The organism is Bordetella petrii, from assembly GCF_020991325.1.
Lineage (GTDB): Bacteria > Pseudomonadota > Gammaproteobacteria > Burkholderiales > Burkholderiaceae_B > Bordetella_A > Bordetella_A petrii_E.
In genome coordinates, this window is the sequence record NZ_JAJMLX010000111.1 from 1 (window position 1) to 13,861 (window position 13,861).

The 13,861-nt window shown below is 67.8% G+C and carries 13 protein-coding genes; all 13 read left to right on the plus strand.

From position 1 onward, the window contains the following. On the plus strand, nt 1-333 hold a 333-nt coding region (locus tag LPZ50_RS12775; RefSeq protein ID WP_230661867.1), incomplete at its 5' end, for a zinc-binding dehydrogenase. A gap of 70 nt (nt 334-403) precedes the next feature. After that, entirely contained in the window at nt 404-1,378 is a 975-nt protein-coding gene (locus LPZ50_RS12780) for a sialic acid TRAP transporter substrate-binding protein SiaP (protein ID WP_230661868.1), read from the plus strand. 58 nt (nt 1,379-1,436) lie between these two features. Next, nucleotides 1,437-2,069, plus strand: coding sequence for a TRAP transporter small permease (locus tag LPZ50_RS12785; protein ID WP_419195594.1), 633 nt, complete (start codon nt 1,437-1,439; stop codon nt 2,067-2,069). A 25-nt stretch (nt 2,070-2,094) separates the two neighbouring features. After that, nucleotides 2,095-3,498, plus strand: coding sequence for a TRAP transporter large permease (locus tag LPZ50_RS12790; protein ID WP_230661869.1), 1,404 nt, complete (start codon nt 2,095-2,097; stop codon nt 3,496-3,498). A 60-nt stretch (nt 3,499-3,558) separates the two neighbouring features. Continuing rightward, nucleotides 3,559-4,305: an SDR family oxidoreductase gene (locus tag LPZ50_RS12795; protein WP_230661870.1), complete on the plus strand. Its 747-nt coding sequence runs from the start codon at nt 3,559-3,561 to the stop codon at nt 4,303-4,305. Between the two features lie 46 nt (nt 4,306-4,351). Beyond that, nucleotides 4,352-5,218, plus strand: coding sequence for a fumarylacetoacetate hydrolase family protein (locus LPZ50_RS12800; RefSeq protein ID WP_230661871.1), 867 nt, complete (start codon nt 4,352-4,354; stop codon nt 5,216-5,218). A 34-nt stretch (nt 5,219-5,252) separates the two neighbouring features. After that, a complete protein-coding gene (locus LPZ50_RS12805; RefSeq protein WP_230661872.1) occupies nt 5,253-6,791 on the plus strand; it encodes a UxaA family hydrolase in 1,539 nt (512 codons plus the stop codon). A 58-nt stretch (nt 6,792-6,849) separates the two neighbouring features. After that, on the plus strand, nt 6,850-8,061 hold the full coding sequence (gene manD / locus LPZ50_RS12810) for a D-mannonate dehydratase ManD (protein ID WP_230661873.1): 1,212 nt from the start codon (nt 6,850-6,852) through the stop codon (nt 8,059-8,061). 4 nt (nt 8,062-8,065) lie between these two features. Beyond that, entirely contained in the window at nt 8,066-9,574 is a 1,509-nt protein-coding gene (locus LPZ50_RS12815) for a mannitol dehydrogenase family protein (RefSeq protein WP_230661874.1), read from the plus strand. After that, entirely contained in the window at nt 9,571-10,623 is a 1,053-nt protein-coding gene (locus LPZ50_RS12820) for an Ldh family oxidoreductase (protein ID WP_230661875.1), read from the plus strand. Before LPZ50_RS12815 ends, LPZ50_RS12820 begins: the two co-directional genes overlap by 4 nt. A gap of 67 nt (nt 10,624-10,690) precedes the next feature. Further along, complete coding sequence (locus tag LPZ50_RS12825; RefSeq protein ID WP_230661876.1) at nt 10,691-11,203, plus strand: (2Fe-2S)-binding protein; 513 nt, start codon at nt 10,691-10,693, stop codon at nt 11,201-11,203. Nucleotides 11,204-11,208: 5 nt separating this feature from the next. Beyond that, nucleotides 11,209-12,210: an FAD binding domain-containing protein gene (locus LPZ50_RS12830; protein ID WP_230661877.1), complete on the plus strand. Its 1,002-nt coding sequence runs from the start codon at nt 11,209-11,211 to the stop codon at nt 12,208-12,210. Nucleotides 12,211-12,222: 12 nt separating this feature from the next. Beyond that, nucleotides 12,223-13,861, plus strand: a 1,639-nt coding sequence (locus LPZ50_RS12835) for a xanthine dehydrogenase family protein molybdopterin-binding subunit (RefSeq protein WP_230661878.1), incomplete at its 3' end; no start/stop codon positions are given.

A 13,861-nucleotide genomic window follows, 5' to 3' on the forward strand; every position in this document is an offset into this window, starting at 1 on the left:
GCCGACGTCGCCATCGAGGCCGCCGGCAGTCCCGCCGCGCTGGAAACCTGCCTGGCCGCCACGCGCCGGGGCGGCCGCATCGTGCAGGTGGGCACGCTGCCCGCTGAAGGCATGGCCTTTCCGGCCAACAACATCATGGCGCGCGAGCTGGACTACGTCGGGGCGTTCCGTGCCGGTATCGAATTCGACTGGGCCGTTTCGTTCCTGCGCACGCGCCGGGTCGACGTGCGGCCCTTGATGAGCGCGCAGTTTCCGCTGGACCGCGCGGCCGAGGCCTTCGAACTGGCGGCCGACCGCCAGCGCAGTACCAAGGTGCAGCTTGTATGTGATTGATGACCCACCAAAGGCGGCAGCAAAAAAGAAACACGCCGCTATCCGCTAAACCTCAAGAGAGGAGACAACGATGAAGCAAGGCAATGCTGTCAAGGCGCTGTTGGCCGCCCTGTTCCTGGCCGCATCAGGCAGTGCGCTGTCGCAGACTACGCTGAAATGGGCCCACGTCTACGAGGCCTCAGAACCGTTCCACACCAGTTCGGTATGGGCTGCCAAGGAAATCGAGAAGCGCACCAACGGCCGCTATCACATCGATGTCTACCCGGCTTCGCAGCTAGGCAAGGAAAACGACATCAACCAGGGCCTGGCGCTGGGCACCGTGGACATGATCATTTCCGGATCCAGTTTCGCGGCCAAGAGTTTCCCCCGCATTGGCGTTACTTATTATCCCTATACCTTTCGCAACCCCGAGCACCTGCTGGCCTATACCAAGAGCGATATCTACAAGACGCTGACCCAGGGCTACGAGGAAAAAAGCGGCAACCATATCGTTGCCACCACCTACTACGGCACCCGCCATTCCACGTCCAACCGCCCGTTCAAGACCTGCCCGGAAATGAAGGGGCTGAAGATGCGCGTGCCCGACGTGCCGGCCTACCTGGCCATGCCGCGCGCCTGCGGCGCCAACACCTCGCCCATCGCGTTCGCCGAGGTTTACCTGGCCCTGCAGAACGGCACTGTCGAGGCGCAGGAAAACCCGCTGACCACCATCGAGGCCAAGAAGTTCTACGAGGTGCAGAAGAACATCATCCTGACCGGCCACATCGTCGATCACCTGAACACGGTGATCTCGGGCAAGCTGTGGAAAAGCCTGTCTGAAGAAGACCGCAAGATCTTCGCCGAAGTGGCCCAGCAGGCGGCCGACACGGCGTCGAAGCAGGTGGCCCAGCGCGAAAAGGAACTGGTGGAAGTGTTCCGCAAGAAAGGGCTGAACGTCGTGGAAGTGGACACGGCGGCGTACCGCGACACCGTGCTGGAAAAGGTGCCTTTCGAGCAGTACGGCTACGAGAAGTCCGACTGGGAACAGATCCAGGCCGTCAAGTGAACCCGCTGGCGGGGCCGCCGCGCGCGGCTCCGGTGGCCCAATACCAGCAGGGGGAAGCATGCATATAGAATCCGGGGCCGGCACGCCGGCCATGGCCCAGTATGGCGGCGATGCAGGCCGCGCCGCCGCCCAGCCGCCGGCCTCGGTGGAATCCATCGTCCACAGTTTCGAAGAGGCCGACGAGCACAAGAAGGTGGACCTGTCCGGCTATGCCTTCGAGGACTGGTTCTGCCTGGTGCTGTTCTGGGTGATGGGAGCATTGGTGTTCCTGCAGTTCTTCACGCGCTATGTGCTGAACGACTCGTTCGCCTGGACAGAAGAGCTGGCCGTGTATGCGCTGATCGGCGTGGTATTCATGGGTTCGGCCATGTGCGTGCGCATTTGCCGCCACATCCAGGTCGACTTCCTGTACCGCTACCTGCCCAAGGGGCTGGCCCGCGTGCTGGCCACCCTGATCGACATCTTGCGTACGGTGTTCTTCGGTTATGCCGTATGGCTGGTGTACCGCTATATCCAGCTGGTGGGCGTAGAGCCCATGACGACGATCTTCTGGGACAAGGCCTATGTGTACTGGCTGGCATTGGCCGGTTTCGTGATGATGTTCGTGCGGTCGGTGCAGGTCAGTGTGCAGAACTGGCGCCAGGGGTATTCCAGCCTGGAAAACCCCGCGGCTTATTCAAGCCTGGACTGACGGCGTCCGCGCCCAAGGAGCCCATATGGGAATTCTGATCGGAACCTTTCTGCTGCTGATGATCTTCGGCGTGCCGGTGGCCGTGGCCATGGTGGGCGCCTCGCTGCTGTTCCTGTTGGTGTCGGGCAGCGTGCCCGACGTGGTGGTGGCGCAGCGCATGATCGCCGGCGTCGAGTCTTTCCCGCTGCTGGCCGTGCCGTTCTTCATCCTGGCAGGCAACCTGATGAACATCGCGGGTATCACCGGCCGCATCTACAACTTCGCGGTGGCGCTGGTGGGCTGGATGCGCGGTGGCCTGGGCCAGGTGAATATCGTGGGTTCGGTGGTGTTCGCCGGCATGTCGGGCACGGCCATCGCCGATGCCGCCGGCCTGGGCACCATCGAGATCAAGGCCATGAAAGACCACGGCTATCCCACCGAGTTCGCCGTGGGCGTCACGGCCGCCTCGGCCACGCTGGGGCCCATTCTGCCGCCCTCGCTGCCCTTCGTCATTTATGGCATGATGGCCAATGTGTCCATCGGGTCGCTGTTCCTGGCGGGGGTAATTCCGGGCGCCGTGCTGACGCTGATGATGATGCTTACCGTGGCCTACTTCGCCCGCAAGAACAACTGGGGCGGCGATGTGGCCTTCGACTGGAAGCGGCTGGGCAATGCGTCGCTGGAAGTGGCGGTGGTGCTGGCCTTTCCGTTCACCATCTGGCTGATGACGCTGTTCGGGGTGTCGGCCAACGTGGCTACCCTGGTCGCCTTTGGCGCCTTGGTGGCGGCCGACTGGTATTTCGACTTTTCGGCCGTCATGGCCCTGATGGCTCCGGTCATCCTGATCGGCGGCATGACCATGGGCTGGTTCACGCCCACCGAGGCGGCCGTGGCCGCGGTGATCTGGGCGCTGTTCCTGGGCTTGGTGCGCTACCGCAGCATGACGCTGCGCACCCTGGCCAAAGCCACTTTCGACACCATCGAGACCACCGCGTCAGTATTGTTCATCGTGACGGCGGCATCGGTGTTTGCCTGGCTGCTGACCACCACGCAGGCCGCCCAGGCGCTCACCGACGCCATCCTGGCGGTCACGCAGAACAAGTGGGTGTTCCTGCTGCTGGCCAATGTGCTGATCCTGGTGGTGGGCTGCTTCATCGACACCATCGCGGCCATCACCATCCTGGTGCCGATTCTGCTGCCGCTGGTGCTGAAGCTGGGTATCGACCCCATCCACTTCGGCCTGGTCATGACGCTGAACCTGATGATAGGGCTGCTGCATCCCCCACTGGGCATGGTGTTGTTCGTGCTGGCGCGGGTCTCGAAACTGTCGGTCGAACGCACCACCATGGCCATCCTGCCCTGGCTGGTGCCGCTGTTCCTGGCGCTGATCGTCATTACCTATGTGCCTAGCGTCAGCATGTGGCTGCCCGACCTGATGGGAGGACGCTGAACATGCAGACACACGCGCATGCCGGCCAGGCGGCCGGCGCAACCACCGGAGAACCGCGGCATGCCAGGTAGGCTGGAAGGAAAGACGGCGTTCGTGACGGCCGCCGGCCAGGGCATCGGCCGCGCTACCGCGCTGGCCTTTGCGCGCGAAGGCGCCAGGGTCGTGGCGGCCGACCTCAACCCCCATGCCCTGGGCGACCTGCACGGCTGTTCCGCGCGGGTGCTGGACGTGACCGACGCCCAGGCCGTGGAGCGGGCCGTGGCCGATGCCGGGCCGGTGGATATCCTGTTCAACGGCGCGGGCTTCGTGCACGCCGGCACCATACTCGAGTGCGACGACAGGGCCTGGGATTTTTCCTTCGACTTGAACGTGCGCGCCATGTACCGGCTGATCCGCGGCTTCCTGCCCGGGATGATCGCGCGCGGCAGCGGCTCTATCGTCAACATGGCCTCGGTGGCGTCCAGCGTGAAGGGCGCGCCCAACCGCTTCGTGTACGGCACCACCAAGGCCGCGGTCATCGGGCTGACCAAATCGGTGGCGGCCGATTTCGTGGGGCAGGGCATACGCTGCAATGCCATCTGCCCGGGCACGGTCGAATCGCCGTCGCTGCGCCAGCGCATTGCCGAACAGGCGCGCGCCAGCGGGCAGGCGGAATCCGCCGTCGAATCCGCTTTCGTGGCCCGCCAGCCCATGGGCCGCATCGGCCGCGCCGAGGAAATCGCCGCCCTGGCGCTGTACCTGGCCAGCGACGAATCGGCCTTTACCACGGGTACCGCGCAGATCATTGACGGGGGCTGGTCCAACTGACCGGCTTCGCACCCACATCCAGTAACCGACAAGGACAAACCATTCCATGAAACTGCTGCGCCATGGCGCCAAAGGCGCCGAGCAACCCGCCCTGATCGATGCGCAAGGCCAGGTGCGGGACCTGTCCGGTGTCATCGCCGACATCGGTCCCGATACGCTTTCCGAGGCCGGCCTGGCCCGCCTGCGCGCGCTGGACCCGGCCAGCCTGCCGGTGGTGCAGCAGCCCGGACGCCTGGCGCCGCCGTGGGCGGGCATGGGCAAGTTCGTGTGCATAGGGCTGAACTACGCCGACCACGCCGCCGAATCCGGCCTGCCCGTGCCGAAGGAACCGGTGGTCTTCATGAAGGCCACCAGCGCCCTGGCCGGCTGCAACGACCCCGTCGTGCTGCCGCAGGATTCGGCCAAGAGCGACTGGGAAGTCGAGCTGGGCGTGGTCATCGGCCGGCGCGCGCGCTACGTGCCGCAGGCCGATGCCCTGGCGCACGTGGCCGGCTACTGCGTGGTCAATGACCTGTCCGAACGCGAATACCAGCTGGAACGCGGCGGCACCTGGGACAAGGGCAAGGGCTGCGATACCTTCGGCCCGGTCGGGCCCTGGCTGGTCACGGCCGACGAAGTGCCCGATCCCCAGGCGCTGGACATGTGGCTGGACGTCAACGGCAAGCGTATGCAGAACGGCAGCACGCGCACCATGGTGTTCGGCGTGGCCGAGCTGGTCAGCTATGTCAGCCGCTACATGACGCTGAACCCCGGCGACCTGATCAGCACCGGCACGCCGCCGGGCGTGGGCATGGGCCAGAAACCCGGCGCCATCTACCTGAAGCCGGGCGACACCATGCGGCTGGGCATCGCCGGGCTGGGCGAACAGCAGCAGCGCGTGCATGCCTGGAATCCGGAACTGATAGACGGCTAGGGCCTGTTCACACGTGCCCGCAGGAACCATGCCCATGGACGCCGCCCAAGACAACCCCGTCATCCGCATCCACCCCGCCGACAATGTGGTCATCGCGCGCCGCCAACTGGTGGGCGGCACGCCGCTGCCGGCCGAAGGCATTACCGTGGCAGGGCTGGTGCCGCCCGGCCACAAGGTGGCGGTGCGCGCCATTGCGGAGGGCCAGCCCGTGCGCCGCTACAACCAGGTCATCGGCATTGCGCGGCAGGACATCGCGGCAGGCCAGCACGTGCACACGCACAACCTGGCTTTCTCGGATTTCGAGCGCGACTATGCGGTGGGGCAGGACGCCCACGCCACCGATTACGCGGCCGAGCCCGCCACGTTCGATGGCATCGTGCGGCCCGACGGGCGCGTGGCCACGCGCAACTACATAGGCGTGCTGACCTCGGTGAACTGTTCGGCCACGGTGGCCCGCGCCATCGCCGATCATTTCCGGCGCGATATCCGCCCGCAGACGCTGGCGGCCTATCCCAACGTGGACGGCGTGGTGGCGTTGACGCATGGCGCCGGCTGCGCCACCGGCAGCGATGGCGATCCGCTGAAGGTGCTGCGCCGCACGCTGGGAGGCTACGCGCGGCACGCCAATTTCGGCGCGCTGATGATGGTGGGCCTGGGCTGCGAAACCAACCAGATAGGCGGCCTGATGGAACAGGAAGGCCTGCACGAAAGCAGCCGCCTGCATACCTTCAGCATCCAGGGCACCGGCGGCACTCGCCGCGCCGTGGCGCGCGGCATCGAGCTGGTCGAGCAGATGCTGGACGAGGCCAACCGCGCGCAGCGCCAGCCCGTGGCCGCCAGCCACCTGACCGTGGGCCTGCAGTGCGGCGGGTCCGACGGTTATTCCGGCATCAGCGCCAACCCGGCGCTGGGCGCGGCGGTGGACTTGCTGGTGCGCCATGGCGGTGGCGCGATACTGTCGGAAACGCCCGAGATCTATGGCGGCGAACACCTGCTGACGCGCCGGGCCGCCACGCCAGGCGTGGCCGCCAAGCTGCTGGCGCGCCTGCGCTGGTGGGAAGACTATTGCGCGCGCAATGACGCCGAGATGGACAACAACCCCTCGGCCGGCAACAAGGCCGGCGGGCTGACCACCATCCTGGAAAAATCCCTGGGCGCGATTGCCAAGAGCGGCACCACCAACCTGGTCGACGTGTACGAGTACGCCGAACCCGTTACGGCGCGCGGCCTGGTGTTCATGGACACCCCTGGCTACGACCCGGTGTCGGCCACCGGCCAGGTGGCGGGCGGCGCCAACCTGATCTGCTTCACCACCGGGCGCGGCTCGGCCTACGGCTGCGCGCCGGCGCCGTCGCTGAAGCTGGCCACCAATACCGAATTGTGGCAACGCCAGGCCGACGACATCGACATCAATTGCGGCGAGGTGGTCGACGGCCGCAGTGATGTACAGGCCATGGGCGAACGCATTTTCCGGCTGATGCTGGACACCGCGTCGGGCCGCCGCAGCAAGAGCGAGATCCATGGTTATGGACAGAACGAATTCGTGCCCTGGCAGCTGGGGGCAGTGATGTAGCGCATTTCCGGCGCGCGGCGCGGGGCCGCGGCGCCTGGCTCACCCACACAGGTTCTTCATGAAGATCAGCAACGCACGCGTCATCGTCTGCAGCCCGGGCCGCAATTTCGTCACTTTGAAAATCGAAACCGACCAGGGGCTGACCGGCATCGGCGATGCCACCCTCAACGGCCGCGAACTGGCCGTGGCCAGCTATCTGGCCGACCACGTGGCGCCCTGCCTGGTCGGGCGCGACGCCCACCAGATCGAGGACATCTGGCAGTATCTGTATCGCGGCGCCTACTGGCGGCGCGGGCCGGTCACCATGGCGGCCATCGCCGCGGTCGATACCGCGCTGTGGGACATCAAGGCCAAGGCCGCGGGCATGCCGCTATACCAGCTGCTGGGCGGCAAAAGCCGCAGCGGTGTCATGGCGTACGGCCATGCCAACGGCCGCGATATCGACGAAACCGTCGACGAAGTGCTGCGCTATCGCGACATGGGCTACCGCGCCATCCGCGCGCAAAGCGGCGTGCCGGGCCTGAACGCCGTGTACGGGGTGGGCCGCGGCCGCATGTTCTATGAACCGGCCGACGCCGACCTGCCCTCCGAGCACGACTGGTCCACCGAAAAATACCTGGACCACGCTCCCAAACTGTTCGAGCGCGTGCGCGACGCGGTGGGCTGGGACACGCACCTGCTGCACGACGTGCACCATCGCCTGACGCCCATCGAAGCCGGACGGCTGGGCAAGGCGCTGGAGCCGTACCGCCTGTTCTGGATCGAGGACGCCACGCCCGCCGAGAACCAGGAAGCCTTTCGCCTGATCCGCCAGCACACGGTCACGCCGCTGGCCGTGGGTGAAATCTTCAACACCGTGTGGGACTGCAAAGACCTCATCCAGAACCAGCTTATCGATTACATACGCGCCACCGTCGTTCATGCCGGCGGCATTACCCAGCTGCGGCGCATCGCGGACCTGGCCGCGCTATACCAGGTGCGTACCGGCTGCCATGGCGCCACCGACCTGTCGCCCGTGTGCATGGGCGCGGCGCTGCACTTCGACCTGTGGGTGCCCAACTTCGGCATCCAGGAATACATGCGCCACAGCGACGAAACCGATGCCGTGTTCCCGCATGCCTACCGCTTCGACGACGGCATGCTGTATCCGGGAGACGCGCCCGGCCATGGCGTGGACATCGACGAAGCATTGGCCGCCAAGTACCCTTACCAGCGCGCCTACCTGCCGGTGAACCGGCTGGCCCACGACGGCACGCTGTGGCACTGGTAGAACCATGCCTGGACGCCTGACCGCCGCCAGCCTGGCCGGCCTGCCCGCCGGCGTCGGGCGTCCCGGCTACGATCGTTCCCGGCTGCGCGCCGGCATCGTGCACCTGGGCATCGGCGCGTTCCATCGCGCCCATCAGGCGGCCGTTACCGATATGGCCATGGCCGCCAGCGGCGATTTGCGCTGGGGCATCGTGGGCGTGTCGTTGCGCAACCCCGCCACGCGCGACGCGCTGGCCCCGCAGGACGGTCTGTATACCCTGTCGCTGCGCGATGCGGATGCCTCGGGGGCCGCGCGCGAATCGCTGAGCGTGGTGGGCGCCGTGCTGCGCGTGCTGGCCGCGGCCGAAGATCCCGGCGCGGTGCTGGAACATATTGCCCACCCCGATACGCGTATCGTCAGCCTGACCATTACCGAAAAGGGCTACGGCCACGAGCCCGCCACCGGCCGGCTGCGGCGCGATGCGCCCGACACCGTGCATGATTTGGCACATCCGCACGCGCCGCGCGGCGCCATCGGCATGCTGGTGCACGGCCTGGCGCGCCGCCGCGACGCGGGGCGGGGGCCGCTGACACTGCTGTGCTGCGACAATCTCCCGTCCAATGGCGACACGCTGCGCGGCCTGGTGCTGGAGTTCGCCGCGGCGGTCGATGCCGGCCTGCATGGCTGGATCGAGCGGCACTGCGCGTTTCCCAATTCCATGGTCGACCGCATCGTGCCGCGCACCACCGATGCCGATCGCCAGCGCATCGCGCAACGCCTGGGCTGTGAAGACGCCTGGCCGGTGATGGGCGAACCCTTCCTGGAATGGGTCATTGAAGACAACTTCGCCGCCGGCCGGCCCGCCTGGGACCAACCAGGCGGCGCGCGCTTTGTGCGCAGCGCGGCGCCCTTCGAACAGCTGAAACTGCGCATGGTGAACGGCCCGCATTCGGCGCTGGCCTATCTGGGCGCATCCGCCGGGCTGCCCACCGTCAGCCAGGCCATGGCCGATCCGGCGCTGCGCGCGTATGTGGACGCGCTGATGCGCGAGGAAATCGCCCCCACTCTGCCGGCGGTTCCGGGTGTGGACCTGGATGCCTGGCGCGCCCGCCTGCTGGCGCGCTTTGCGAACCCGGCGCTGCCGCATCGCACCCAGCAGATCGCCATGGACGGTTCGCAGAAGCTGCCGCAGCGCCTGCTGGGCACCGTGCGCGACCGCCTGCGCGCGGGCCAGGGCTACCAGCGCCTGGCCCTGGCGGTGGCGGGCTGGATGCATTACCTGCGCGGCAGGGATGAGCAGGGCGCGGCGTATTCCATCGACGACCCCCTGGCCGATGAACTGCGCGCGCTGCTGGCGCGCGCGGACCAGGGCCAGGGCGAGGGGGCGGATCTGCGGCGTACCCAGGCGCTGGTGGGCTACATTCCCGTGTTCGGCGATCTGGCCGGGCATGACGCGTTTACCCATGCCGTGGCGCACCATGCTGCCGTCTTGCGCGTCCAGGGTGTGCGCGCCGCCTTGCGGGAGGCCGTATGACGCAGGCGCTGCGGCAATGTCCCGCGCCCGCGCTGCGCGAATGGGGCCGCGCCTGCCTGATGGCCATGGATGTGCCCGCCGCGGATGCCGCTTGCCTGGCCGACAGCCTGGTACAGACCAGCCTGTGGGGCGTGGATTCGCACGGCATCGCGCGACTGCCGCATTACCTGAACCGCCTGGCGCATGGGTCCGTCCTGGCGCGGCCCGACGTGCGCATTGTGCGCAGCGGCCCCGGCACGGCGCAGGTGCACGCAGGGCAGGGGCTGGGCATCGTGGTGGCGCATCGCGCCAACCGCCTGGCCATGGACATGGCGCGCGAAACCGGCATCGCCGCGGTCGGCGTCAGCGATTCCTCGCATTGCGGCGCCGTGGGGCTGTACAGCCGCGCGGCCGCCGAGGCCGGGTTGCTGGGTATGGCGTTCACGCATTCCGACGCCATTGCCGCGCCGTTCGGAGGCCACGCGCCTTTCCTGGGCACCAATCCGGTTTCCATTGCCGTGCCGCGCCAAAACGGGCCGCCCATCTGCCTGGACATGGCCACCACCGCCATTCCCTGGAACCGCGTCATGAACGCCCGCCGCGAAAACCATGCCCTACCGGCCGGCGTGGCGCTGGACGAGGCAGGCCACGACGCTACCGACCCGCACGCGGTGCGCGCGCTGCGCCCCCTGGGTGGCTTGCAGCAGGGCTACAAGGGCTACGGCCTGGCCCTGATGATCGAACTGCTGTGCGGGCCGTTGCAGGGCAACCCCTTTGGGCCGCATATTTCGCCCATGTACCAGCAGTTGCACCAGCCGCGCCGGTTGGGCGCATTCTTCATCGTGATCGACCCCGCGCGTTTCGCGGGCGGGCCCGCGCTGGCCGCCCTGGCGGCGCAAATGGCCGACGAGCTGGCTACCCAGCCCGGGCAGCCGTGCGTGCCGGGCGACCCCGAGCAGGCGGCCCAGGCGCTGCGCCTGCGCGAGGGTATTCCCGTCGAACCGGGCCTGTGGAAAGAATTCCTGCACTGGAGCACGCGCCTGCGCGTGCCGCCCCCGGGGCAGGCATAATCAGTCCAGGCAGGCATGCAGCTTGCTGCCAGCCGTGCCGCCATTCACCTGCAGGCAGGAGCCCACCATGTCCTACCCATCCGGCGATACGCCGTGTACGGCCGCGCACACTGGCGGCGGCGTGCCCACCACGCTGCGCGTCAATGGCGCCAGCCATGCGCTGCTGCTGGATCCGCGCGCCACCTTGCTGGATACCTTGCGAGAAACCCTGCACCTGACCGGCACCAAGAAAGGCTGCGACCATGGCCAGTGCGGCGCCTGTACGGTGCACCTGGACGGCAGGCGGGTCAACGCCTGCCTGGTGCTGGCCGTGTCCGCCGGGGGTGCCGGCATCACCACCATCGAGGGCCTGGGCAATGCGCAGGCCATGCATCCGCTGCAAGACGCTTTCGTGCGGCACGACGGCTACCAGTGCGGCTACTGCACGGCCGGGCAGATCATGTCGGCCGCCGCCTTGATGCACGAGCCTTGCGGCGACAGCGACGCCGAGGTGCGCGAATTGATGAGCGGCAATATCTGCCGGTGCGGCGCCTATGCCAACATCGTCGCCGCCATCCAGGACGTGCGCGGAAAAAGGTGAGCGGCATGCACAGCTTTCACTACACGCGCGCAGCCAGCATCGACGAGGCCGTGCGCCTGGCCATTCCCACCGATGCCCGGGCCGGCCAGCCGGTGCGCTTCCTGGCGGGCGGCACCACGCTGGTAGACCTGATGAAGCTGGACGTGGAAACGCCCGCGCACGTGGTCGACATCACCGGCCTGGGGCTGGACCAGATAGAAACATTGCCTGACGGCGGCCTGCGCATCGGCGCCCTGGTTCGCAACGCCGACCTGGCCCGCCACGCCCAGGTTGCAAGCCAGTACCCGGTACTGTCGCAGGCCTTGCTGGCGGGCGCTTCGGCCCAGTTGCGCAACATGGCCACCACCGGCGGCAACCTGTTGCAGCGCACGCGCTGCGTGTACTTCCGCGACCGCGCCGCGCGCTGCAACAAGCGCCAGCCTGGCAGCGGCTGCGATGCCATCGACGGGCACAACCGCAACCTGGCGGTGCTGGGTACCAGCCCGCACTGCATAGCCAGCCATCCATCGGACATGAATATTGCCTTGATGGCGCTGGACGCCACCGTGCACGTGCAAGGCCCGGCTGGCCCGCGCAGCATCGCACTGGCACGCTTTCACCTGGAACCCGGGCAAACTCCCGAACGCGAAACGGCCCTGCACCACGGCGAGTTGATCACCCACGTCACGCTGCCGCCCGCGCCGGACGGCGCGCGGTCCAGCTATGTCAAGCTGCGCGATCGCGCCTCGTATGAATTCGCGCTGGCATCCGCCGCGGTGGTGCTGCAGGCCAGGGAAGGGCGCATCGCGTCGGCCCGCATCGCATTGGGCGGAGTGGCCACCCGGCCATGGCCCTGCCCGCAGGCCGAGCAGGCCCTGGCCGGCCAGGCGCCCAGCACGCCGCTGTATGAGCAGGCGGCGCGCGCGGCATTGCAGGGTGCCACGGCATACAGCCAGAACGGCTTCAAGATCGAACTGGCGCGGCGCTGCCTGGTGCATGCCTTGTCCATCACGCTGCCGCCGCAGTAAGGAAAACGCATCATGGCCAAGCTGATACACCCCGAAGCCATCGGCCTGCCGGCCGTCCGCATCGATGGGCCCGTCAAGGTGACCGGCGCCGCACGCTACGCGGCCGATTTCATGCTGCCCGGCTTGCTGTACGCGGTGCCCGTGTGCGCCACCATTGCCCACGGGCGCATCGCGAGCCTGGATACCGAAGCCGCCCAGTCCATGCCCGGCGTGCACCTGGTCCTGCATCGCGGCAACCGGCCGCCGCTGTACCGCAACGCCAGCGGCTCTATCGACGAAGCCCGCCCGCCGCTGGAGGACGACCTTATCCACTACTACGGCCAGTTCGTCGCGCTGGTGGTGGCCGATACACAAGAACAGGCGCAGGCCGCCGCCAACGCGGTGCGCGTCAGCTACGACGCGCAGGCGCCGGATGTGTCGCCTCCCGGCGCCGAGGACACGCCCAATACCGAAAGCCAGCGTGGCGATGCGCCAGCGGCCTATGGCAGCGCCGACGTGCGCCTGGACGCCACCTACACCACGCCCGTCGAAACGCACAATTCCATGGAACTGCATGCCTGCGTGGCCGATTACGACGGACAGGCCTATACCCTTTACGAAACCTCGCAGGGCGTGGTCAACCATCGCGACGTGGCCGCGCAGATGCTGGGCACGTCCAAAGAAAATGTGCGGGTCATTTCGCAGTACCTGGGCTCGGGCTTCGGCGGCAAGCTGTGGCCCTGGGCGCATTCCCTGTTGGCGCCGCTGGCCGCCCGCATGCTGGGCCGGCCCGTGAAGCTTGTCCTCAACCGCGCCATGACCTTCCACGGCACCGGCCACCGGCCCCGCACGCGCCAGCGCCTGCGCCTGGGCGCCACGCGCGAAGGCAGACTGGTGTCACTGCAGCATCACTACCTGAGCCAGGCGTCCATGCTGGACAAGTATCGCGAACGCTGCGGCGAAGCCACCCCGCGCATGTACAGCACGCCCAACCTGCTGGTGTGCTGGGGCCTGGCGCGGCGCCACGTGGGCGCGCCCACGTCCATGCGCGGCCCCGGCGCGGTGCCGGGCATGTATGCGCTGGAATCCGCCATGGACGAACTGGCCGTCCGGCTGGACATGGACCCCGTCGAACTGCGACTGCGCAATGAACCCGAGCGCGACGAAGGCAGCGGGCTGCCATTTTCGTCCCGGCATTTGCGCGAATGCTTGCAGAAGGGCGCCGAACGCTTCGGCTGGCAGCGGCGCCAGCCCCAGGTGGGGTCCATGCGGCACGGCGAAGAAATCCTGGGCTGGGGCGTGGCGGCCTGTTCGTGGCTGGCCCTGCGCATGCCTACCGACTTGACGGTGACCCTGCACGCCGACGGCTCGGCCCGCCTGGCGTGCGCCACCCAGGATATCGGCACGGGTACCTACACCGTCCTGGCGCAACTGGTCAGCGCGGAAACCGGCATCGCGCTGGACCGCATCCAGGTCAGCCTGGGCGACACGCGGTTGCCGCCCGGCCCCCTCTCGGGCGGTTCCGCCGCCACCACGTCCTTCATTCCCGCCGCGCTGGAGGCCACCCGCAACGCCGTGCGGGCCGCCTGCAAGCTGGCCGCGCAACCCGGCGGGGCGTACGCCGGCCAGCCAGCCAAGGCCCTGTCCGTGCGGTCGGGCCGTATCCACCGGG